We start from the raw sequence: 22,165 nt of genomic DNA on the forward strand, positions 1-22,165 counted from the left end.
TGACCGGGGAGGCATCTGACTTCCCTACGCTGGCATTATCCAGATCAGGTAATACGGGTATTTCTCAGCCCATCATTGATGGGGCACCCCGAGTCATGTGGATTACATTTCTCTTACTTTTTGCAAGCTTAGGGGAAGTTGCTCGCTGGCGCAAGCCTGCCCTTCCGGTTATCGCTTCTTCACCTTAAAAATACGTCTGACCCCCTTTTTGCCCCCCATTCCAGATAACAAAAAAGGAGCCGAAGCTCCTTTGATGTTTTAACCGCCTGTTTTGCTTTGACCACTGCAACTGTGCGAGACAATCATGTGAAGTAACTGTACGCTGCCGCTTTGCCGTCATTAGAGGCATTGTGGAGATTGACTATTCAAGTCATAGGTGAATTCCCTTGCAGGGCGCAAGCAGGAAGGAGTTAAAAAACATCTGGATTTTTTTGGGTTTTTATGGCAGGCACCACTTGACAAGTGACAGGAAAATGTGCTATCCAACAAATAATTTCGCTAGCGAAACGAGGGATTTGTTATCCCAAAGGGATAGAGATACCTTTGCACTATAGTGATCTTTCATGTTAGTCATGAAAGAGAGTGTATGTCTGTTCCTGTGTATCAATCACTACTCAGGTATACACTCTCCCTCCGATCTGAACTAACCATTAACCTACCCTGATAATAATCTGTTCCTGTTACTACCTGATGTAGCTACGTAGGTATGAGATTCCGAAGTCATGCACTGATCCAACTACTATTAACTTAACCTTTTATAATAATCCCTTCCTGTTACTCACCGATAACCCCCACCAGAGATCCATCTCGATGAGATTCCAGAGTATGCTGGAGAATCGTCTCGATGATTACCATTGTCCACCAGCAGCCCCTGCACGCAATACAGCCTGTCTCCCTGACGTTCACCCATCCTTTGAGAGAAAGCAGCACACAACGCAGCAGACGAAGCGAGAACAGCGCCCCAAGCTGGTACATCGTAAGCCGTCGCCCTTCTCACTGGTGCAACATCCAGAAGATGAAAACCAGTATTATCAACGGCTCGGAAGTGTCTAGATTATCCGTGGCGATTCAGAGCGTGGTAACAGTCACTGACGAACGAACCACCAGCGGCCCGGAACTTATTTCCTATCAGTGGAACCATTTTGTAGTCACTCACCGCAGCCCCTGGGCGCTTGAGGATTACTGGATCAAATACTACCCGTTTAGCCGCCCGGAGCATGTAGCTAAGTAGCTCTATCAAGTGTAGTTTTTGGGTATACATTAACGCTACGTGATAAGAGTGACCTAAAAGATGTAGTTTAAATAGCGATTGACTACTTAAACACTACATGTGATTATACTACAACCCAGACGCTACACAAGGACTACCCTGATGACCACCAGCCGAGTTTATGCCTATCTTCGTGCCTCCACTAAAGAGCAGGACGCTACACGCGCCAAAGCAGTATTGGCAGAGTTCGCCGCCGCTCATAATTTGGGCCACGTCACTTACTTCACTGAAAACGTGAGCGGAGCCAGCTTACAGCGCCCGGAGCTTATGCGCCTGATAGACATAGCCGCGCCTGGTGACATTCTGTTAGTGGAGCAAGTAGACCGCCTGAGCCGCCTTAACGCTGAGGACTGGGAGACACTGAAAGCCCAGATCGATAATAAAGGCTTGCGAGTGGTGGCTCTCGACCTGCCTACCAGTCATGTAGTGTTAGCCGCACAAGGTGAGTTTATGCAATCCATGATGAAAGCTATCAACGGCATGATGTTAGAAATGCTGACGGCAATCGCCCGTAAAGACTACACAGACCGCCGCCGCCGTCAGGCTGAGGGAATCAGCAAGGCGAAAGCTGGGGGCGCTTACAAGGGCCGTCCAGTGAATGACAAGCTTCACGAACAGATCCGCGCATGGCATGAAGCTGGTAAAACAAAGAGCGAGATCCATCGCCTCACAGGTGCAGCCCGAACCACCATTAACAAAGTGCTGGAGGCGTAAGCCACAGCTTAACAGAATCCTTTCTGGGGCCACCAGCGCCCCGTCGCGCCCTTAATTCGTTACCGTACATCCTCCACCAGCCCCTGATATTTGGGGATTGCTGGGGTAAAAACAGAGAGTGCCTTAAAATTCGCGCTTAATAGCTTAAGCAATAGCGCAATGCCTCTTCAGCGATCAACTTGAAAAACGGCAGTTGCTGCAAATCCAGTATGAGCTATGGACTCTCCCTACCGCCCCAACATGACGCATGTACGTTTTGAGTTTCTTAACTTCAAAGCATTGTGGGCAAAAAGCGATCTGATCGCTCTCTTTCCAGTACAAACCATCTTTGAAAGTGAAAGCTGATTTATCTTTCAAATCATCTTCAAGCTCTTTGATTTTTTGTTCAGCATCAAATAAAAGAGTCTGCATTGTCACGGCTTCGATCTTGGCGTTGGCAAGTTCAACCATCAGATTTGCCAACTCAAGTTTTAGCGTTGCCTTGTCCAGCTCATCGCTATTATTTGCCAGCTTCTGAGTGATGCTAACCGCTTTATCGAGAATCCCGACTGCCGCCGCCGTGCTTGCCAATACACCTGCCATAACATCCCCTGTCTGAGATTTATTGAAGATTAACACTCACCACTTTACCGGATAACCTTCTGTACGAAATGTAGTTTAGCTTAAGTCTAATACTTGTTGCGCATATAGCCATTGTTTGTAAAATGACCGCTGTGATTATTACCATAACAAGTAGAGGGACTTATGAAACAGTACAATAACGATCTTACCGCTGAAATACTGGCTTCTTTCAACAAACCGACTTTCACCCCTGAACAAATCGCAGACATGGCAGACAGCGCAAAAGCGGTTATCGCCGAACAAGAAGAAATTAATCGTCTGCACCCTGTAAACAAGATCTATCGTTTTGCCACTGTCGGGAGTCTTACGCGTCTTGGTGGCGTGATCCGCGAGACTCACCACAAAGCTAAAATGCAAACAGAAAACGGCGAAATGATGAGTATTGCCCTCAAAGGTGATGAAGTTGTTTACCCCGACGGGACTACTGCGCGTATTGCCACCAGCACCGGACAAAGCAAAACCTACAATGGCTGCAGTATTGCCGTTGTAGGCAGCAAACTTGATAACGGTGATGAAATCATCAGTACCCCACAATCAGGGGCAATGTGCATAGATCGTGAAGGATTGCCATCAGCCAAGGATTTTCTTGCTGATGAGGCTATTGCATGAGCAACCGTTCAACATGGGATGGGATCCCCGAAGGGCTTCACGGCGACGAAACGACTACAGGGGCACAAGGCCTTAGTAGCTTGCCAAATTTTTCAAATGCGCACCTGGGAGCACTGAGACACGGCGATAAAACTACACCCTGCCCTAAATGCGGGAAGGTTGGGGAGATAATCGGTAACATCCCAACGATGAACCTTGAAGGTAAAATCGCTGCTGGTGCAGATGCTGTTGTGATTTGTGGTTGTCCTATGGGAACTAATCGACTTATATCTCCTGCTGGTCAGTGGATGGGAAACGCCCCAAGACCAGAACCCACCTGGATCAGATCATCAGCAGAGCCAGAACAACACGCCCAAACAGCCAAAAAGAAACGCACTGGTGTAGATGCTGGTTTCTGCGTTGTTCCCCAGCAATCCACCACGGAATCTTTCGAAAACATCCTGTTTGCAGGAAACCAGCCGGAAGGAACACGCGAGCTTTATCGATCTCTTAACGGTGCAGACGAAAGATACAAAGCCGGTTCTATTATTCTTCTGGTTGATCCTGATAAGCAGGACGACGAACAGATCGCCCACATGAAAGCCGCGAAAGCGCGAGTCGATGCAGCATTGGCCCCATTGACTCATGAGGAAGCTAACTTACTGCACAAACACTACGCTACCATAGCTAATTTCACCAGCTACGCTGATACAGGAATTGGCCTTGCTGCTGATCCTGTTGGAAAATACTTCGAGAGTATCGAAAAAATACTCAAAGAGATCCAGGAAACATATAAAAACACCTACTTAACTCGCGGTGCATTAATTGGTGAACAATTTTATGTACGACGCAGCCAGTTGTTTAAAGAGCTTGAATCCATACTCAAAGTCAACTTCCTGAATAAGGCTATGAAATTCGGAGAGTATACCAAAATAAAAAATGCACTCGGCCTTTCCAGTAGTTCTATTACCCACAAATGGAATGAAACGGGGATCAGTGACATTGAAGGTTATGCTACCCACATCCAACGGGCAGCTAAATACGTAAAAGCAATGCGTTACACTGGTTATTTAGGCATTGGTTTTAGCGGACTCCATTCTCTTAACGAAATCCATGAGGCATGTTCTGTTGGTCGCGAAGCTGAATGTACCAAGAAAAAGTATACTGAGATAGGTAGTTTTGCTTTGGGTACAGGTGGCGGTGTTCTCGCTGGTGGCGGGGCTATACCATTATGCGTCGCAATAGGCGTTGGTACTGCTGGTGTTGGCGGGCTTGTTTGTACCGTTATTGCAGGTGTTGGTTTAGGGTACGCTGGTAGCACAGTGGGAAGTGCTGTTGGGGAATTAGGCGGAGAACAGTTGTATGACGTTTTCGGCAATTAATTTTCTGACGATACATCGAGTTGAAATCGCTGGGATCTTTTTGATTCTCGGAATAATTAATTATGTTTCTTACGTGATTCATGACAAATTAGCCAAGAGAAAATTCATGACTCTTTGCTCGCTATTTGTCGATAAATTTGGGGCAAGACCAGCAGAAGTATTAATTTATCAGGATGGGGGATTCTTTTTCTCGTTTATGCGTGATGCATTCTTTATTAAAGCATTATACTTTAAAGAGAACTCATTCCATACGCGAGGAATGGATAATGAGCAAATCCGATTCATTAAAGAACTTCCTAATCAGTACACCGATTGGTTACGTGTAAAAATGCGATTTTCTGTCGTCGGTATTATTTTTCTATTCATGATGTTATCAGCTTTCTATTTACCAACGTTCATTTAATGGAAGTAAAATAAATAGCCAAGCGAAAAACTTGGCTATTTTATTCACTCCCAATCAATACCATCAATTACCTAAGAAACTGAGGATAAGGGAAACGTATGCAAATAGCGTTTAGTGATCCCTCCGCTTTTCTCGTGACCTACGGTTTGCTGTAGGTGCAGAATGTTTTTCACCCAACCAGCCATAGCAGATGAACAGACGCTGTGGCGGATCGAATGCAGTAACCGCCGTTGTCCGTAATCATCCAGATACGGGATACCAAGCTGATCTCGTAGGTCAGCAAACACCTTGCCGATCTTAGTCATGTTTGTACCCGCCACTTCTGAGAAGATCCGCTCTTTCCACTGGCGATCAACGTATTCCATGAATTCCCATTGGATCAGCTTGGGATGAATAACTACCTGTCTTGTAGCATTCTCCGTCTTCCCTTGGCCTCCTTCGGCAATCAGGAAATAGTCGCGCTGGCTATCTTCGTCGAATTTAATTTGTGACTTCTCCAGTTTGCCTATCTCGCCTCTTCTCGCCCCCGTGTATGCCAATAATAACGTGATCAATTTTTTTGCCAGTTATCAGGCTGCTTAAGCGCCCATCCAACAAACTTTTTCATCTCCGCCGTGCTGTATGCGCCAAATCTTGCTTTTGATGGCGCAGCCACTACGCCATCAGTTGGCGATTTAGGCAGAATGTCTTTGCCCTCGGTAAGGAAAGTTTTGAACAGCGATTTGTAGATCTTGAGATGCTTATGGATGGCCTCAACACCCACCAGCTCATCCGGTGTCACGTCATCACATTCTATCAATTGCTGAATGGACATTGAGCGGTAAGGCTGAACAACACGCTTAGGCAGATTTTCAACGACTTCCATTACCTGCTTAATGTCCTGTTTGGTGATTACCGTTACATCAGTTTCCGCTCCTAAGACAGTTAGCAGCACTTCCATGTAGCGCTCATTTGCCATTGAGATCGATTTCGTCCAGTTGCGCCCTTTTTCGGCTTTGTACATAGCCCACGCATCAGAAAGGGTCAGCACTTTTTCCGGTTCGGCTGGCGCTTGAGAATCCACTATTCCAGTAGGAACAATTATCTGCTGTTGTTGGGCTAAAAGTGGATTTCTTGCGGCCTTGCGTTCTAACGTAATCAGATTTGATAAAAACGCTTCGAACATAGGGATCGGCGTAGCTAATGATTTAAGAAAAGGAATGTGCGGAATGATGCTAATCATCAAAGCATATGCTTCGCGATAACTGTCTGTAGAAAGTGATTTTTTGTATGACCGCCCATCAGATAAGCGGATCTGAATGTAGTAGTTACCGTACCTCTTGAAGGTGTACGGAAGTGATTTTAACCTCATGGATAAGCCCTTTTTGTACCTCAAGTGCATTACGCACGGACAAAAAGAAATGTAATCCAATGATAAGTAGGCCGAATTTCGGCCCCCTACGCTGGCATTATCCAGATCAGGTAATACGGGTATTTCTCAGCCTTCACAAAGAAGGGCACCCCGAGTCAAAATACTTTTGAAACAACGAGTTAATTAACGCTTATTGCTGTTGTTTAGTGTAACCGCGGCGGCGTGCCAGGCGCAAGGGGTTTCGATTTATCGCGGTACTCATCACAACAGAGACCGGGAAAGGAATCACCTGTTCATCTTCGTTTATTACTCTGTCAGAGCAGATCGGCGGTGAGTAAAGAAGCAACGTAAAACAAAGGCGTCGCCTGTCGCCTTTTTATTTGCAGACCATAACGGATTATGACGTCAGGACGTTATTCCTGACGTCATTCGTTTACCCTAATTGCCATGCTCCGGCATCGATAAGCGAAGCGGCCCCGGTCCACGCGAACAACGCCAGTTCGCGACACTCTGCATCAGGGTAAATGCGGCTGCTCAGGCACGCCTCCCCTTCATTGACAAACACTTCTACGGATGAATTGTCAAAGAACAAGCGCAGGTTTAGCGTGTCGTTCATATCAAGCGCAACGCTTCGGGTACCACAGAGGCCATACTGCGGATAGTGACGCTCCAGCACCAGGCGCTGCATCTGCGCATCAACATAGACGCGTAAGCCATCTCCAAAACGAATGCCGTATTGCTCTGCACCGCTGTTGGCGCAATCCCACTTCAGCATGACCTCCATCGCGTCGCAGTGTTCCACCAGAGTAATCTGCTGGTTTTTAAGAGTACTTACTGGCCAGGGGAACCACTCTCCCCGGAGGCCTTCGACCTCTCTGGCCGGTCGCATTTGCAGGCGGTTATCCGCACTCAGCGTCAGTTCACGCGGTAAAGAGAGCATGCCAGCCCATCCATCTTCCTGCTCCGGCAGTGGGGATTCCCACATGTCCAGCCAGCCGATAACGATACGGCGGCCATCAGGGGTCAGGAAACTTTGTGGCGCATAGAAATCATGTCCGCGATCCATCTCCACAAACTCACCTTCTCGCACAAAAGGCTGACCAGGCTGCCACTCGCCCAACAGATAGCCACTCTGAAATAGATTACGATTTTTGTATCCTTCAGCCACCACTCCCTGAGGTGAAAACATCAGTACGCGCTTGCCATTGAGAGTGAAAAAGTCAGGGCATTCCCACATATACCCCATCTCTTTTTCTGCCACCGCAAGCACGCCCATATCCTGCCACGCGTGCAGATCTTCAGAGCGATACACGCGCACCTGACCCGTTTCGCCGTCCCGCGCACCGACGACCATGTACCAGCTCTCCCCCTCACGCCACACTTTCGGGTCACGGAAGTGATGCAGGCCAGGCGGCGTGTCAACAACCATGCCTTCCCGGCTAAAATGAATACCATCACGGCTGGTCGCCAGACACTGCACCTGGTAGAGATTTGCCTCATCATCAGGATCGCCGTGGAATTTATGTCCGGTGTAAATCAGCGCAAGCGTATCGCCATCCACCACTGCCGATCCGGAAAAACAGCCATCCTTGTCTTCTGCTCCTTCTGGCGCCAGTGCAACCGGGAGATGTTCCCAGTGAACTAAATCCTTGCTGCGCGCATGGCCCCAGTGCATCGGGCCCCACTGGGTCGAATACGGATGATGTTGATAAAAGGCGTGATACCAGCCATCAAACCAGACCAGGCCATTAGGGTCGTTCATCCAGCCAGCGCGTGCAGCGAGGTGGTAACGCGGATACCAGCGCAGGTTAAGCCCCTCGCGTCTGGACAGAAGTTCCTGCTCTGCTTTCGTAATGGAATACGTCATTTCTCTACTCTTTCGATCAGATAGTGGAAGGTTGCGGCATGAGCGGGTCAGAAGAGGACTTACCCGAGCGCAAAAGGAAGATGGAGATAAACGTGGTGCTGAACACTAACAGCCCCATAATCAGATAAGACTGGGCAAAACCGTATTTCTCATAGCTGTAACCTGCCAGCGGCGACAGGACTGAGGCAATTACCGAGCTTGTACAGGCGAAGCCCACCAGATAAAGGGTGGAAGAGAGCCGCTTATCAAAATGTAAACTGTTGTATTTAAAGATTGAGACCAGCAAAACAGGCAGTTCTACTGCGTGCAATAGTTTGGTTATGGAGATCAATACCGGCCCCTCAACCAGTCCCGATGCCACCATACGCATCGCCATCACCATTCCCGCGAAAATCAGGCCATTCTTCGCGCCGAGGCGATTCACCAGCCAGGGAGCGCAGAACATCCCCGCCGCTTCAAGGAAAACCTGGAAGGAGTTGAGGTAGCCGTACATGGCGTTCCCTTCCTGCAACGTCGGGAACTGGGAGGAGAAATAGACCGGAAACTGCTGGTCGTAAACGCCGTAAATACAGGTCCCGATTACGAAAAACACCAGCGCCCAGAAGCGTGGCAGCGTCAGCAGGCGCAGCGCGTCTTCCAGCGTGACCTTGCCGCCGGAGACCGCTTCCTGCATGGCGTGCGGTGCCGAAGAGACCCTGAGACGCGCCAGCAAAATAAAAAACACCAGTCCTGCGCAGCTCGCGACAGCGAAATTCAGCTTCGGATCGATGTTAAACAAGAGTCCCGCAAAAAAGGTCGCCACTGCCCAGCCAAGCGATCCCCACATCCTCGCTTTGCCGAATTCAAACTGGCTTTGGCGTGCCACGCGCTCGGTATAGGATTCCAGTACCCCTATCCCGCCGTTAAACGTCAAACCGATAAAAACCCCGCCGAAAATACTGCCGAGTAAAACGTTAATCTGCAGCAGATAACCAAACAGCAAAAACGCCGGACCCGAAAGAATGAGCAGACTGGTCAAAAACCAGAGCAGGTTTTTTCGCAGACCGAGCTTGTCCTGAATGAATCCATAGCAGATTTGAGCAAACAGCGCAGAGACTGAAAGCACGGCATAGATAATGCCGGTATCCCCTGCCTTTAAGCCCACTTCCTGGTGGAGCCAGATAGAAAGCAACGAGCCGGAAGACGACCAGGTCACAAAAAAGAAAAACAGTAATGCGCTCAATAAAGGGTAGCTGTGAGAGTGATGCGTTTTCATCATGACATTCTCATGTTGGAGTAATGACGCGATGGTAACGTTAACATAATTTTATTCTCATGCTGTTTGACTAAGATTTATGATGTTAATCACGAAAGTTAACGTTAACATTGAAGGAGTGCGATCGCGATCAAATATTCATCTGTGATCGCTGCACGACACAACCCTTGAACAGGCTTCCCTTTTACATCAGTTACTTAGTTGTATATTCTCTCTTACAGATCATTGACGGAGTAAGAAAATGGCTTCCCTGAAGGACGTCGCAAAGCTGGCGAACGTGTCTCTGATGACCGTATCACGTGCGCTTAACAGCCCGGAGCGCCTAAAACCGGAAACGCTGGCGCGCGTACATCGGGCCATCGAGCAGACCAACTATGTGCCCGATCTGTCCGCCAAGAAGATACGTGGTGCACATGCCTCACCTAAAACCATCGGCGTGCTGGCCCTTGATACGGTGACGACACCTTTCTCGGTGGAGATTACGCTGTCCATTGAAGAGACCGCCAGGATGCACGGCTGGAACAGCTTCGTGATGAATATGTTTAGCGATGATAACCCGGACGCCATTGTCGACCTTCTCCTGTCTCATCGGCCTGACGGGATTATTTACACCACCATGGGGCTACGTCAGGTTCCCCTCCCGGCTAAGTTGCTCACCCTGCCCTGTGTGTTGGCCAACTGCGAAAGTGACGGTGAACGGGTAGCCAGCTATATTCCAGATGACGAACTGGGGCAGTACACCGCCGTGCGCGCGTTGCTTGCGGAGGGCTATCAACAACCACTCTGCCTGCATTTGCCTGCGGGCCACCTGGCCACAACCCGACGCCGTCAGGGGCTGGAACGCGCATGCCTTGAAGCGGGAATCGACCCGGATAGCCTGGAGCACAACTATATGGCGCCCGGCGATGAGCACTATCGTGACATTCCCTCAGTGTTGCTGGCGCGCATCCAGAATGGTGTCCCACGGTTCGACGCCGTGATCTGCGGCAACGACCGCATCGCGTTGATGGTCTATCAGACGCTACTGGCGCAAGGGCTTCGCATTCCCGAGGATGTCGCGGTTATCGGCTACGACAATATGGTCGGCATTGGGGAACTCTTCCTCCCTCCGCTCTCTACGGTTCAGTTGCCGCATTATGAAATTGGTCGCCTGAGCGCCCTGCATATTATTAACGGTGAGCAACACCTGGAAACCACACGTGTTGAAAGTCCATATTTAAAGCGTGATTCCGTTGCGCATGCATCCTGACCGCAGCTTTTTGCACAGGTCGCAGAAATAAGCGTGCAAAGGAGGCGGCTTACCTCCTTTTCATCAAGCGAATCGCACAATTTGCCACACTCTTTTTTATGATTTTACAATCAGGGCGTAAAGTACGTAACAGGCTGTTTTTATTTACCATAAAGTGTAATTTCCTCTCCTTAAACGGGGATAAACCCGCCCCTGTAACCCATGTCACAAAACAGTAAACAAATTAACCATTGAGCCCCGTGGCAAAAGGCTCTATATTGGCGGCGTTTTTTTCAGGCCCCATCTGTTTTTTAACTTTTTATTCAATCGTGGCTCATAACGAAGCGGCGGTTGTAGGAGTGATATGATGACGGATAAAGTCCGTATTGACACTGTAGATGCCCACAAAAGCAACGAAACCTATCTGGCCCGTCAGGCCGAGTTTGAATCTAACGTCAGGAGTTATCCGCGCAAACTGCCTTTAGCGATCACTAAAGCAGAAGGCGTGTGGATCACCGATGCAGATAATAAAGAATACCTTGACTGTTTAGCAGGTGCAGGGACCCTTGCGCTTGGACATAACCATCCTGATGTGCTGAAAAGCATCCAAAATGTCATTACCAGCGGCTTGCCGTTACATACACTGGATCTGACGACGCCTCTGAAAGACGCGTTTTCTGAATACCTGCTCTCTCTGCTGCCGGGTCAGGGCAAAGAGTACTGCCTGCAGTTCACCGGTCCATCCGGTGCTGACGCCGTTGAAGCGGCGCTGAAGCTGGCGAAAAAAGTGACCGGCCGTAGCGGTATCATCAGCTTCTCAGGTGGTTACCACGGGATGACCCACGGCGCACTGTCCGTGACGGGTAACCTGTCTCCGAAAGAAGCGGTTGACGGTATGATGCCAGAAGTGCAGTTCATGCCTTATCCGCACGAATACCGCTGCCCACTGGGTATCGGTGGTGAAGCGGGTGTTAAAGCGCTGACCTACTACTTCGACAACCTGATTAACGACGTTGAAAGCGGCGTGCGTAAACCTGCAGCGGTGATCCTCGAAGCCGTTCAGGGTGAAGGCGGCGTGAACCCGGCTCCGGCTGAGTGGCTGCAGCGCATCCGTAAAGTGACGCAGGAACATGGCATTCTGCTGATCCTCGACGAAGTTCAGGCAGGCTTTGCCCGTACCGGTAAATTCTTCGCCTTCGAACACGCGGGCATTGAGCCAGACATTATCGTGATGTCTAAAGCCGTTGGCGGCGGTCTGCCGCTGGCCGTGCTCGGTATCAAAAAGCAGTTCGACGCATGGGCACCGGGTCACCACACCGGCACCTTCCGCGGCAACCAGCTGGCGATGGCAACCGGTCTGACGACGCTGAAAATCCTGAAAGACCAGAACATCGCAGGCAAAGTGGCTGCACAGGGCGAATGGCTGAAAGGCCAGCTGAAAGAGATGGCGAAACGTTATCCGGTCATCGGCCACGTTCGCGGTCTGGGCATGATGATCGGTATTGAGATCGTTAAGCCACACGAAGCGGCTGACCACATGGGTTGCTTCCCGGGCGACGGCGAGCTGTCTGCACTGATTCAGAAGAAATGCTTCGAAGCCGGTCTGATTCTGGAACGTGGTGGTCGCAACGGTATCGTTCTGCGTCTGCTGCCTTCTCTGCTGATCAGCGATGAAGAGCTGAAAATCTTCCTGGATAAATTCGAGCAGGCACTGCTTGCTGCGGGCGTTCGCCCGGCGTAACCGGAGTAGTTGATTACGATGTCAGATTCAAACCCAATTTTGTTCTCCTCTGCGCAGAGCATTGACGCTTATCAGCAGGCGATTGAACAAAGCACTCAGGCTGTGATGCAGTGGCTGAAACAGCCTGAGATGTACCAGGGCAAAACGGTCGCGGAACTGCGCGACCGTATTAAGCTGGATTTCAACCCGAAAGGGCTGGGCAACGAAGCGGCGATTGAACGCGCCGTTGAGTTCTTCCTGAAAGACAGCTTGTCCGTTCATCACCCACAGTGTGTGGCGCACCTGCACTGCCCAAGTCTGGTCGTAAGCCAGGCGGCAGAAGTGCTGATTAACGCCACTAACCAGAGTATGGACTCCTGGGATCAAAGCCCGTCCGCAACCATCATTGAGATCAAACTGATCGAATGGCTGCGTACCCGCGTGGGTTATCAGGCTGGCGACGCAGGTGTTTTCACCAGCGGCGGCACTCAGAGCAACCTGATGGGTCTGATGCTGGCCCGTGATGCGTTCTTCGCGCGTCAGGGTCACTCCGTTCAGCAGGACGGTCTGGTGGGCGATCTGCGTAAGATCCGCGTACTGTGCTCCGAAAACGCGCACTTCTCCGTGCAGAAAAACATGGCGCTGATGGGTCTGGGCTACCAGTCCGTGGTGCAGGTGAAAACGGATGAATTCTCCCGTATGGATCTGTCCGATCTGGCGGCGAAAATTGCGCAGTGCAACGCGAACGGCGAGCAGATTCTGGCGATCGTCGCGACAGCCGGTACCACCGATGCCGGTGCTATCGACCCGCTGCGTGCGATTGCTGAACTGGCGGCGAAGCAGAACATCTGGGTACACGTTGATGCGGCCTGGGGCGGCGCGCTGCTGATGTCTGAGCAGTATCGTCATTACCTGGACGGTATTGAGCTGGTGGATTCCGTCACGCTGGACTTCCACAAGCAGTTCTTCCAGACCATCAGCTGCGGCGCGTTCCTGCTGAAAGAAGCACGTCACTATGAGCTGATGCGCTATCAGGCGGCCTACCTGAACTCTGAGTTCGACGAAGAGGCGGGCGTGCCAAATCTGGTGTCCAAATCTCTGCAGACGACCCGCCGTTTCGACGCGCTGAAGCTGTGGATGAGCCTGGAAGCACTGGGTCAGGAGCAATACGCCGCGATCATCGATCACGGCGTGACGCTGGCGCAGCAGGTTGCCGCCTACGTGAAAGAGCAGCCTGCTCTGGAACTGGTTATGCAGCCACAGCTGGCAAGCGTGCTGTTCCGCTTCCGTGGCCAGGTGCAGATGGACGATGCGGGTATCGCCCTGCTGAACCAGAAAATTGGTGATGCACTGCTGGAGTCTGGTCGTGCGAACGTCGGTGTGACCGAGCATAACGGCGTTACCTGCCTGAAGCTGACGCTGCTGAACCCAACCGTGACGCTGGAGGATATTAAAACCCTGCTGTCTTTGGTTGAGCACACCGCGCAGGAAGTTCTGGCTAAGTAATACAAAACCCCTCTTCCACCGGGAGAGGGGTTATTTTTACAGACCTGCCCACCACATCCTGATTTTTAATCCCCAGTAGCTCGTCCAGCCCGTTGTGGTACTGACCACATTCCCCTTCGATACAATCACCAGCGTCGGCGTTACGCTCACCTGCCACTGTTGTGACATCGCACCGTTTGCATCGTTAATCACCGGCATACTCAGGCTTTTCTTCTCGACCCAGCGAGCCAGCTTCGCATCATCACCAGAACGCATGGCAATACTGATGACGTTACCGCCCTCTTCTGCCAGCTTATCCACCGCCGGTGTCGTATAACGGCAGATGCTACACCAGGTGGCCCAGACGTAGATCAGCAGTGGCCGCTCCTGGCTGAGCGCTTCGATATCGTGGCGCTTTCCGTCAATGCTTTGCATTGGGGTGGCGCTAAAACTGGCGGGGAGTGTGGGCTTGCGGTATTGATCCACGCCCCACATCACGGCCAGCGCGAGCAAAAAGAAAATGATCCCTTCCCGCGCCCAACGGCGCAGTCGACTCAATTTACGGTTATCCATTATGACCTCTCGTTGTAACGGAGGTCATCTTAACGGGCTGTTCGGCGCGGTGCTGTAAAGAAGTGTCGCGCCACGCTTATTCCTGGGTGTAGCCATAGTCGTAGTGGCTATAGCCCGAGTTGTAATAGAGCGCAGCGGATTTCACGATATCGTTGAGGATAGCGCCATTCACCTGCACGCCCGTTTGCCGCAGACGCTTCAGTGAGTGCTCGACCTCTTTACCGCTGGTTTTTCCAAAACGGGCAACCAGTAGCGTGGTGGCCGCGGCTCTGGTGATCAGCAATGCATCCGTCACGGCAAGTACGGGTGGGGTGTCGATAATGACGATGTCATAAAGTGTGTCGATCCGTGACATTACCGCCTGGAAGCGTTCACTCATGAGCAAATCAACGGGATGTGAAGGCCGGGGTCCGCAGGTCAGGACATCAAAACCGCCTTTCTCAAAGCGTTGAACCGCGTCCTGCCATTCTACGTTTCCTCCGAGCACGCTGGACAATCCAAGATGATTGTTCAGTTTGAAAATATTGTGGACATACCCCTTGCGCATATCCGCATCAATAAACAAGACTCGCTGTCCCGCCTGAGCCGCAATCGACGCCAGTGAGGTACTGACCAGGGTCTTTCCGCAGTCCTGGGTAGGGCCTGACACCACTACGATCCGGTTTGTTGCATCCATCATCGTAAAATGCAGACTGGTACGGAGCCCGCGCACCGCTTCGATAAACATATCGGTCGGCCGGTCAACAGGCAGGAAAGGTACGTTTGATGTTCTGTGTTTCCAGTGGGAAGCAAACAGGTTCCGCCTGCGCAGATGCGTCTTTTTCCAGAGCCAGACTGAGCGCGGGAGCGTCGCCAGAAGCGGTATTCCCTGCACTTCTAGTTGCTCAGATGACGTAATGCCCCGCTTAAAGGCCGAACGCACGAAAACCGTTCCGGTCGAGAGCATTAACCCCATCAGCATGCCCAGCACGATAATAAGCGCTTTACGCGGTTTAATCGGAATGGGCTGCGTCACGGCCGGGTCAATGATCCGCACGTTTCCAATCGCGCTGGAGCGGGAGATATTCAGCTCCTGCTGCCGCGTCAGAAGTTGCAGGTAGATGGTACGCCCGGATTCCACGTCACGACTCAGGCGTAATATTTCCTGCTGCGTGGAGGGCATGGCTGAAACGCGTTTGTTGAGGCGCGTACGTTCCTGCTCGAGCGTTTGTTTCTTTTCCCGTAACGCGCGGTAAGTGGGGTGATCCTTCTTGAAAAGCTGAGAAACCTCTGCTTCACGGAATGTCAGCTCGTTAAGCTGGTTTTCCACATTAACAACCTGATCAAGAACCGACTTTGCCTCCAGAGACAAGTCGACAGAATCACGTTTCTCTCTGTAGGCATTGAGGCGAGCTTCAGCTTCATCCAGCTCCCGACTGATCTTCGGTAATTGAGTCTGTAAAAACGTCAGGCTCCGGGTATCTTGAGCTTCCTGACGCGCGATATTCTGACTGAGATAATTTTCAGCGATTGTATTAAGCACTCTGGCGATCTTACTGGGGTCTTCACCCGCTATGGTTAACGCGATCATACCGCTCTGTTTCGCCGATTCAGCAACCGTAAGCCTCTTTTGAATGGCGTTGATCGCTTCAAGTTTCGTGACGGTTTTGAGGATAAATTGGGTACCCGGAACCGCATCGAGGGATGTCACCAGCAGAGATACCCCATCTTTAACCAGCGCTTTTCCCACAACGCCGTCTACAGCCAGCGTCTTACCCTCAAGATGAAATCGCCCCTGGTCCTGTGCGGTGAGTAAAAGCGTTTGTGGCTCACCTTCCAGAAGCGGAATAGTCAGTGCGCCAATCGTTATTTCATCAGATTTTCGTCCCCGAATCTGTTCCCACACAGGACCGATAACAGGGAGTACGCGCCGCTTAACGTGGTATGTTAGCCCGAGTTGATCAACGGTCTCTCCCAGAATCATCCTTGATTTAAGGAGTAGAAGTTCTGGGGCGACATCAGGGGAGAGATCGGACCCGAACTGGCTTAAGCTTTTAAGTAGCGAGTTATCCTGCTTCGCCTCGACCTGCACCAGGGCATCAGCCTGATAAACTGGCGTGGCGCTAAATGCATAAATCCCCGCACATACTGTGAACAGGAGTGTGATACACGCAATCATGATCCGGTGATCAAACATCTCAGCAAGCAACTGAATGAGATCGATTTCATTATTCTGCGGTGTCGCAGCACCAAATTTGTCTGATTTAGAAGACGACATTACTGCTTCATTCCTTGTTGACTCAAACGACGAGCCCATTCCTGACTGGCTTTTCCCAATTGGTTGAAAACATATTCGAAGGCTTCCCGACTTTTATGATACGGGTCGGGAATGTCCTTGGTTTCCAGCCATTGTCCAAATAGCAGCGATTTTCCCCGGTTCTCCGGGGCCATAGTGGCGATAAAACGAAGGTGTTTCGGCTCCATCACCAGAATCAAATCGGATTTTTGTAACAGGCTACGCGTCACCTTGCGGGCAACATGCCCCTCCAGCGAAATACCATGACGCCAGGCCACGGCCTGCGCAGCGGCATCCGCCGGGCATCCTTCGAGACCGAAAATACCTGCCGAGGTCACCTGCCTGCCGGGTAACTGCTGGCGCAACAGCCGTTCACCCATTGGCGAACGGCAAATATTGCCTGTGCAAACCACTAAGATTGAATTGAACATTATTGCGGCCACGATCTGATATAGCGGACGGTTTCGGTCAGATCGTGAACACCTGTGATAGTCGGCACCAGTTGGGTAATGACGCGATTCCAGCGTGAAAGCGGTGCGGTGGTCACATAGACAATGTCATACGGCTCCAGCTGAAATTCCGTGCTTAGCACCATGGCTGACGCATCTTCTGCATTCAGTTGATAGATGTTGGCAATTTTGTCCGCGTCGCCTTTTTTCGCTACCTGTCGAATAACAAAAATGCCGGTGGCATCGGCCATGTTCTGGTTTAAGCCGCCAGCATTTCCCAGCGCTTCGGCCAGCGTCATGCCGCTACGATCCATTTTAAGGGTGCTCTGTTTAACCACCTCCCCCATCACGAACACTTTCAGCGCGTCGTTTCGGGGAACAAACAAGATATCGCCAGGATAAAGCAGCTTGTTTTGCGTTAAATCGCCGTGCTGCATCAGGGCATAGAGGGAAAGACGTGAGTCCTGACCATTATGCGTGAGTACCACATTCCGCCAGTCGGCATCCGCAGATAGCCCACCAGCAGCGTTGACTGCATCCATCACCGTCAGTGGAATATTGGTAATGGGCTGCTGGCCCGATTTCTCTACCTCACCAGTGATATAGGCTTTTTGCGAACGGAAGGAGGCTATGCTGACATCCACCTGAGGGCTCTCAATGACCTTATCCAGTCGCGCGGTAATCTCTTCACGTATCTGTGAAACTGTTTTGCCCGCTACGTGCAGCTTACCGACATAGGGGTAAAAAAGCGTACCGTCGGCGTTGACCCAGTTGCCCGCATCGCTCGCGCTACGATACTGCCCGGCAGGCGTCGTTAATTCAGGGTGATCCCAGACGGTGACCGTCAGGATGTCGCCTGTGCCAATACGGTATTCCCAGTTTTTGAGCTGCTCATCCAGATTAGGATTCGCCTGAGATTTCGACACGGGCGGACGCAGTTTTTCAATCAACCCAGGGGTCACTGGAAAAATTTCTACACGTTTATCCAGTTGATGATTAATTTCTTCACTCGGCGTAACTTTTTTTCCAGACAGACTTAAGTGCTGACCCGGTGAAAATACACACCCTGTTAACTGGCTAAGAAAAAGAAATAATAGTGGGAATGCAGTTGTGTTTTTCATTTATATAAAATGTTGATTTATCGTTGCGCCAGGCGTTACATCTGCAAAAAGAATGCAACTAACACCATGAAATATAATTAGTTATTATTTTAATGGCATTACCATGATATTCTAAAAAACGAATACATTCGCTTTAAAAAACTGAGCCGATGCACAATCGTCTAATAAAATCAAAAGTAATATCACTTCATCCGAAGGATGATACTAAAGGGTATTCCTCAGTAAAGCATTCGCTTAACCGCGCAATTTTGATGCTAAAAGTTATTTTCAGAATAGATTAATAAAAATAACAAATATTAGTAATGGTAAATATCGACCACACAAATAAGACCCACACGGTTCGACTACACAAAACTGTCCATTTTTGTTACATTTTTTTCATACACGGCTTGCGTTGATCCTTAAAATGGACTGTCTGCCTTGCTTCATACGCGCGCCCGCAGACAAAACATCTGTAACGATATCACTGGAGAAAAAATGGCTAAGCGTAAATTGCTGCTTCTGGGTGTATTACTGTCTCTGGCGGGATCCGCATTTTCTGCCCCGCAAACCGCCGCTGCGCCATCAGGCATCAAAGCCTATGAGGAACAAGAGTTCATCGCTGATTTCACTAAGTTCAAAATCGGCGATACCGCACCGGCGCAGTATCAAACGCCCGAATACACCATCAAACAGTATCAGTTGCGTAACCTGCCGGCACCGGATGCAGGGACCCACTGGACCTACATGGGCGAAAACTACGTCCTGATTGGCGATGCAGATGGCAAAATCTACAAAGCCTATAATGGGGATATCTTCTATCATCGCTGATACGATCGTCATCCGTCCGTGGCAGGAGAGCGATCGGCCTTTCCTGCGCACGCTCTATCTCCACGCCCGACGCGATGCCTGGCCCTGGCTTGATGACTCTGGCTGGCATCTGGAAGATTTCGACGCCGCTACCCGGGACGAAGCCATCTGGGTTGCGGAGCAGGACGGCCATCGCCTGGGGTTTGCTTCCGTCTGGACCAACGATAATTTTCTGCACAACCTGTTTGTTGATCCGCAGTATCAGAGCCTGGGTGTCGGACATCTGTTACTTGAGCACGTACAGAAAACGTTTACCAGCACGGGTGCACTGAAGTGTCTGGTGAAGAACAGGCGGGCTATTGCGTTTTACCAGCGACATGGCTGGCACATTGAGGCAACGGGTGATTCTCCGGACGGAGAGTACTATCTGATGCATTATCGGCTGAGTTAACGTCGGGTGGCGGCTTCGCCTTACCCGACCTACGTGATGGTGCCATTTGTAGGCCGGGTAAGCGAAGGGTATGAACCGGAAACATGGGTAACACTTTAGACCGGATACATGGGTAACAGTTATAACTGGCATAGAAGAGGAGACTCGCTATGCCCTGGACTGAGACCCGACCTATGCAACGCCTTGATTTTATCCGTGCCAGCCATGCAGGTACGGACTCCTTCTCCGCGCTTTGCCGTCTTTTTGGCATCAGCCGTAAAACCGGCTATAAATGGCTTCAGCGTTTTGACCCTTCTGATCTGTCATCTCTCTCTGACCGGTCGCGCGCGCCACGCTCCCACTCCCGGACGGTTCCTGATGATATCGCCGGACACCTGACTGCCCTGCGTCAAAAACACCCTGACTGGGGGCCAAAAAAACTGCGGATGTGGTTGCTCAATCATCACGTCAATTTTACCGTACCTGCCGCCAGCACTATCGGCGATATCCTCAAGCGCGAAGGCCTGGTTCCGGATAAAAAACGAAAACGCAGAACACCAGGCAATCGCCAGCCCCTGACCATCATCAGTGAGAACAATCAGGTCTGGAGCGCTGATTTTAAAGGCAAGTTCAGGCTGCTCAGCAGAGAGTACTGCCATCCTTTCACCCTGACCGATAATCACAGCCGGTATCTGCTCAGCTGCCGGGGAACACACCGTGAGAGTGAACCCTTTGTCAGAGAGTGCCTGACGGATGCGTTCCTGGAATATGGTCTGCCGGAAGTGCTTAGAACCGATAACGGCCAGCCCTTCGCGGGAACAGGAATAGCCGGATTAAGTCGTCTTGCCGTCTGGCTAATCAAGCTGGGCATCAGGCCGGAGCGTATCAGAAAGGGGCATCCGGAAGAAAATGGCCGCCATGAGCGAATGCACCGCTCCCTGAAAAGTGCGGTGAAACAGGGCAACACCTTCATGACGATGGAAGAACAACAGCGGTGGTTCAGTGACTACCGGAAAGAATTTAACTACGAAAGGCCGCATGAAGCACTGGCGGGTGCAACGCCCGGAACGGTATGGCAACCCTCAAACCGACACTGGGATGGCCGTCTTCCTGAATATGCTTATCCGGAAGGAGGTACAGTCTACAGGGTGAAATCGAGGGGGACCCTCTATATGGGAAAAAAGGGTACGGTGTTCCTGAGTGAAGCACTGACTGGGGAGTACATCATGCTGGAAGAGCAAGATGATGGCCTTGAGGCCATCATCTTTAATGGAATAACACTTGCGTACTACGACCGAAAAACCCAGAGTGTGCTCCGGATAGACTAAAAGTGTTACCTATGTTCCCGGTCTGATCTGTCACCTATGTATCCGGTCATACAGAAGCGCCACCCGGCATTAAAGTGCAGAGGAATTACACCGCGCGGAACGCGATTTCGCTCGGAATGACTTCGCCCTGCCAGTAAAGCTGCGCCGCAACGCGCCCCGCCAGCTGACGATACATATCCGCAAATTCGCTGTCCGGACGGCTAACAACCGTCGGTTTTCCACTGTCCAGATCTTCGCGCAGGGTGATATGCAGCGGCATCTGACCCAGCAGTTGGGTATGATACTGTTCGGCCAGCTTTTCTGCGCCACCGGTACCAAAGATTGGCTCGTGGTGCCCACAGTTGCTGCAGATGTGCATGCTCATGTTCTCAACGATACCGAGTACCGGCACCTCCACTTTTTCGAACATGACGATGCCTTTTTTGGCGTCGATCAGCGCGATGTCCTGCGGTGTGGTCACCACCACAGCACCCGTTACCGGAATGTTCTGCGCCAGCGTCAGCTGGATATCACCGGTACCCGGCGGCATATCCAGCACCAGATAATCGAGATCCGGCCACATGGTTTCCTGCAGCATCTGCATCAGCGCTTTGCTGGCCATCGGGCCGCGCCAGACCATGGCGTTATCGTCAGTCACCAGGTAACCGATTGAGTTGGTCGCCAGCCCATGCGCCACGATCGGCGCCATATGCGTACCGTCCGGCGAGGTTGGACGCTGGTTTTCCGCACCCAGCATGTTTGGAATGGACGGACCATAGATATCGGCATCGAGAATACCCACCTTCGCCCCTTCCGCCGCCAGCGCAAGCGCCAGGTTTACTGCGGTAGACGATTTGCCCACCCCGCCTTTACCTGAGCTCACGGCGATGATGTTTTTCACACCGTTCACGCCAGGCTGATTCTTCACACGCTTCAGCGTGGCGATGCTGTGGCTCAGCTTCCAGTCGATCGCTTTCGCTCCGGTAATGCGCAGCAGCTCAGAGCTGGTCTGCTCTTTCAGCGCATCAAAGGCGGTGCTCCAGACGAAGGGCATCTGCAGCTCAATGTGCAGCGTATCGTCCAGCCACGCAACGTGGTGTAACGCTTTCAGCGTCGTGAGATTATGTTTCAGGGTTGGATGCTGAAAGTTAGCCAGCGTCCCGGCGACCATTGCTCGTAAGGCTTCCGGTGATTTGGCCTGGGATTGAGAACTCATCCCGACTCCTTTGTTCTTGTGAATAAGACCTTAGACAACAAGTTTACCTGAAAGGCCGCGGTTTGTGCTTACTTAATAATGCCCCTTTTGGTAATATCGAAAACCCTTTTCACAGTTAAAA

General features: G+C 51.0%; 19 protein-coding genes, 1 pseudogene and 2 riboswitches. Of the genes and pseudogenes, 11 read left to right on the plus strand and 9 right to left on the minus strand.

Annotated elements, in window-relative coordinates; translation table 11 throughout:
- Positions 1-4: 4 nt before the first annotated feature.
- A riboswitch (TPP riboswitch) is annotated at positions 5-101 on the minus strand.
- Between the two features lie 743 nt (positions 102-844).
- Complete coding sequence (locus L383_RS25935) at positions 845-1,231, plus strand: hypothetical protein (RefSeq protein WP_023330896.1); 387 nt, start codon at positions 845-847, stop codon at positions 1,229-1,231.
- A gap of 141 nt (positions 1,232-1,372) precedes the next feature.
- Entirely contained in the window at positions 1,373-1,984 is a 612-nt protein-coding gene (locus L383_RS13050) for a recombinase family protein (RefSeq protein WP_023330897.1), read from the plus strand.
- Between the two features lie 174 nt (positions 1,985-2,158).
- Here L383_RS13050 and L383_RS13045 read toward each other — a convergent pair whose 3' ends face one another.
- Positions 2,159-2,566 (minus strand): hypothetical protein, encoded by a 408-nt coding sequence (locus tag L383_RS13045; protein WP_023330898.1) that lies wholly within the window; start codon positions 2,564-2,566, stop codon positions 2,159-2,161.
- 162 nt (positions 2,567-2,728) lie between these two features.
- Between L383_RS13045 and L383_RS13040 the strand changes: the two genes are divergently transcribed.
- The 3 genes from L383_RS13040 to L383_RS13030 are packed head-to-tail and all read left to right on the plus strand — an operon-like array spanning position 2,729 to position 4,978.
- On the plus strand, positions 2,729-3,214 hold the full coding sequence (locus tag L383_RS13040; protein ID WP_023330899.1) for a PAAR domain-containing protein: 486 nt from the start codon (positions 2,729-2,731) through the stop codon (positions 3,212-3,214).
- Positions 3,211-4,575: a PAAR domain-containing protein gene (locus L383_RS13035; RefSeq protein ID WP_023330900.1), complete on the plus strand. Its 1,365-nt coding sequence runs from the start codon at positions 3,211-3,213 to the stop codon at positions 4,573-4,575. The genes L383_RS13040 and L383_RS13035 overlap by 4 nt, the downstream gene beginning before the upstream one ends.
- Positions 4,556-4,978, plus strand: a complete 423-nt coding sequence (locus tag L383_RS13030) for a hypothetical protein (RefSeq protein WP_023330901.1) — start codon at positions 4,556-4,558, stop codon at positions 4,976-4,978. Before L383_RS13035 ends, L383_RS13030 begins: the two co-directional genes overlap by 20 nt.
- A 71-nt stretch (positions 4,979-5,049) precedes the next feature.
- Here L383_RS13030 and L383_RS0124005 read toward each other — a convergent pair.
- From L383_RS0124005 to L383_RS13020, 3 genes and pseudogenes are all read right to left on the minus strand, one after another.
- Positions 5,050-6,329: pseudogene (locus L383_RS0124005) on the minus strand (tyrosine-type recombinase/integrase).
- Positions 6,330-6,396: 67 nt separating this feature from the next.
- A riboswitch (TPP riboswitch) is annotated at positions 6,397-6,492 on the minus strand.
- 270 nt (positions 6,493-6,762) lie between these two features.
- A complete protein-coding gene (locus tag L383_RS13025; RefSeq protein ID WP_023330904.1) occupies positions 6,763-8,196 on the minus strand; it encodes a glycoside hydrolase family 32 protein in 1,434 nt (477 codons plus the stop codon).
- A gap of 16 nt (positions 8,197-8,212) precedes the next feature.
- On the minus strand, positions 8,213-9,454 hold the full coding sequence (locus L383_RS13020; protein ID WP_014884531.1) for an MFS transporter: 1,242 nt from the start codon (positions 9,452-9,454) through the stop codon (positions 8,213-8,215).
- A gap of 238 nt (positions 9,455-9,692) precedes the next feature.
- On the opposite strand from L383_RS13020, the gene L383_RS13015 reads away from it, so the two are divergent.
- From L383_RS13015 to L383_RS13005, 3 genes are all read left to right on the plus strand, one after another.
- The gene (locus tag L383_RS13015; RefSeq protein ID WP_014884532.1) at positions 9,693-10,700 is read left to right on the plus strand and encodes a LacI family DNA-binding transcriptional regulator; all 1,008 of its coding nucleotides are present in this window, start codon (positions 9,693-9,695) and stop codon (positions 10,698-10,700) included.
- A gap of 343 nt (positions 10,701-11,043) precedes the next feature.
- Positions 11,044-12,420 carry a diaminobutyrate--2-oxoglutarate transaminase gene (locus tag L383_RS13010; protein WP_014884533.1) on the plus strand — a complete coding sequence of 459 codons (1,377 nt, stop codon included), beginning with the start codon at positions 11,044-11,046 and terminating at the stop codon, positions 12,418-12,420.
- Between the two features lie 18 nt (positions 12,421-12,438).
- Positions 12,439-13,905: a pyridoxal phosphate-dependent decarboxylase family protein gene (locus L383_RS13005; RefSeq protein WP_023330905.1), complete on the plus strand. Its 1,467-nt coding sequence runs from the start codon at positions 12,439-12,441 to the stop codon at positions 13,903-13,905.
- Positions 13,906-13,941: 36 nt separating this feature from the next.
- On the opposite strand, the gene L383_RS13000 is transcribed toward L383_RS13005, so the two are convergent.
- The 4 genes from L383_RS13000 to L383_RS12985 all read right to left on the minus strand — a co-directional run bounded on the left by L383_RS13000 (position 13,942) and on the right by L383_RS12985 (position 18,302).
- Complete coding sequence (locus tag L383_RS13000; protein ID WP_023330906.1) at positions 13,942-14,457, minus strand: protein disulfide oxidoreductase; 516 nt, start codon at positions 14,455-14,457, stop codon at positions 13,942-13,944.
- A 76-nt stretch (positions 14,458-14,533) separates the two neighbouring features.
- Positions 14,534-16,714: a polysaccharide biosynthesis tyrosine autokinase gene (locus tag L383_RS12995; protein WP_023330907.1), complete on the minus strand. Its 2,181-nt coding sequence runs from the start codon at positions 16,712-16,714 to the stop codon at positions 14,534-14,536.
- The gene (locus L383_RS12990) at positions 16,714-17,163 is read right to left on the minus strand and encodes an arsenate reductase/protein-tyrosine-phosphatase family protein (RefSeq protein WP_023330908.1); all 450 of its coding nucleotides are present in this window, start codon (positions 17,161-17,163) and stop codon (positions 16,714-16,716) included. The genes L383_RS12995 and L383_RS12990 overlap by 1 nt, the downstream gene beginning before the upstream one ends.
- Positions 17,163-18,302, minus strand: coding sequence for a polysaccharide export protein (locus tag L383_RS12985; protein WP_023330909.1), 1,140 nt, complete (start codon positions 18,300-18,302; stop codon positions 17,163-17,165). The genes L383_RS12990 and L383_RS12985 overlap by 1 nt, the downstream gene beginning before the upstream one ends.
- 477 nt (positions 18,303-18,779) lie before the next feature.
- Here L383_RS12985 and L383_RS12980 point away from each other — a divergent pair, with 477 nt between their 5' ends.
- From L383_RS12980 to L383_RS12970, 3 genes are all read left to right on the plus strand, one after another.
- Complete coding sequence (locus L383_RS12980) at positions 18,780-19,112, plus strand: RcnB family protein (RefSeq protein ID WP_008500887.1); 333 nt, start codon at positions 18,780-18,782, stop codon at positions 19,110-19,112.
- The gene (locus L383_RS12975; RefSeq protein ID WP_014884539.1) at positions 19,087-19,542 is read left to right on the plus strand and encodes a GNAT family N-acetyltransferase; all 456 of its coding nucleotides are present in this window, start codon (positions 19,087-19,089) and stop codon (positions 19,540-19,542) included. Before L383_RS12980 ends, L383_RS12975 begins: the two co-directional genes overlap by 26 nt.
- A gap of 149 nt (positions 19,543-19,691) precedes the next feature.
- Entirely contained in the window at positions 19,692-20,849 is a 1,158-nt protein-coding gene (locus tag L383_RS12970) for a DDE-type integrase/transposase/recombinase (protein WP_023330910.1), read from the plus strand.
- An 85-nt stretch (positions 20,850-20,934) separates the two neighbouring features.
- Here the strand turns inward: L383_RS12970 and apbC are convergent, their stop codons facing one another.
- Positions 20,935-22,044 (minus strand): iron-sulfur cluster carrier protein ApbC, encoded by a 1,110-nt coding sequence (apbC, locus tag L383_RS12965; protein WP_023330911.1) that lies wholly within the window; start codon positions 22,042-22,044, stop codon positions 20,935-20,937.
- Positions 22,045-22,165 lie beyond the last annotated feature (121 nt).

The sequence above is a fragment of the Enterobacter sp. MGH 37 genome, from assembly GCF_000534515.1.
In the GTDB taxonomy this organism is placed as follows: Bacteria; Pseudomonadota; Gammaproteobacteria; order Enterobacterales; family Enterobacteriaceae; genus Enterobacter; species Enterobacter kobei.

Coding starts and splice junctions, on each gene's coding strand:
- L383_RS13035 (WP_023330900.1), top strand. CDS start 3,211: ATGAGCAACCGTTCAACATGGGATGGGATCCCCGAAGGGCTTCACGGC.
- L383_RS13000 (WP_023330906.1), bottom strand. CDS start 14,457: ATGGATAACCGTAAATTGAGTCGACTGCGCCGTTGGGCGCGGGAAGGG.
- L383_RS13025 (WP_023330904.1), bottom strand. CDS start 8,196: ATGACGTATTCCATTACGAAAGCAGAGCAGGAACTTCTGTCCAGACGC.
- L383_RS12995 (WP_023330907.1), bottom strand. CDS start 16,714: ATGTCGTCTTCTAAATCAGACAAATTTGGTGCTGCGACACCGCAGAAT.
- L383_RS12985 (WP_023330909.1), bottom strand. CDS start 18,302: ATGAAAAACACAACTGCATTCCCACTATTATTTCTTTTTCTTAGCCAG.
- L383_RS13040 (WP_023330899.1), top strand. CDS start 2,729: ATGAAACAGTACAATAACGATCTTACCGCTGAAATACTGGCTTCTTTC.
- L383_RS13030 (WP_023330901.1), top strand. CDS start 4,556: ATGACGTTTTCGGCAATTAATTTTCTGACGATACATCGAGTTGAAATC.
- L383_RS13015 (WP_014884532.1), top strand. CDS start 9,693: ATGGCTTCCCTGAAGGACGTCGCAAAGCTGGCGAACGTGTCTCTGATG.
- L383_RS12975 (WP_014884539.1), top strand. CDS start 19,087: ATGGGGATATCTTCTATCATCGCTGATACGATCGTCATCCGTCCGTGG.
- apbC (WP_023330911.1), bottom strand. CDS start 22,044: ATGAGTTCTCAATCCCAGGCCAAATCACCGGAAGCCTTACGAGCAATG.
- L383_RS12970 (WP_023330910.1), top strand. CDS start 19,692: ATGCCCTGGACTGAGACCCGACCTATGCAACGCCTTGATTTTATCCGT.
- L383_RS13045 (WP_023330898.1), bottom strand. CDS start 2,566: ATGGCAGGTGTATTGGCAAGCACGGCGGCGGCAGTCGGGATTCTCGAT.
- L383_RS13010 (WP_014884533.1), top strand. CDS start 11,044: ATGATGACGGATAAAGTCCGTATTGACACTGTAGATGCCCACAAAAGC.
- L383_RS25935 (WP_023330896.1), top strand. CDS start 845: ATGATTACCATTGTCCACCAGCAGCCCCTGCACGCAATACAGCCTGTC.
- L383_RS13005 (WP_023330905.1), top strand. CDS start 12,439: ATGTCAGATTCAAACCCAATTTTGTTCTCCTCTGCGCAGAGCATTGAC.
- L383_RS12990 (WP_023330908.1), bottom strand. CDS start 17,163: ATGTTCAATTCAATCTTAGTGGTTTGCACAGGCAATATTTGCCGTTCG.
- L383_RS13020 (WP_014884531.1), bottom strand. CDS start 9,454: ATGATGAAAACGCATCACTCTCACAGCTACCCTTTATTGAGCGCATTA.
- L383_RS12980 (WP_008500887.1), top strand. CDS start 18,780: ATGGCTAAGCGTAAATTGCTGCTTCTGGGTGTATTACTGTCTCTGGCG.
- L383_RS13050 (WP_023330897.1), top strand. CDS start 1,373: ATGACCACCAGCCGAGTTTATGCCTATCTTCGTGCCTCCACTAAAGAG.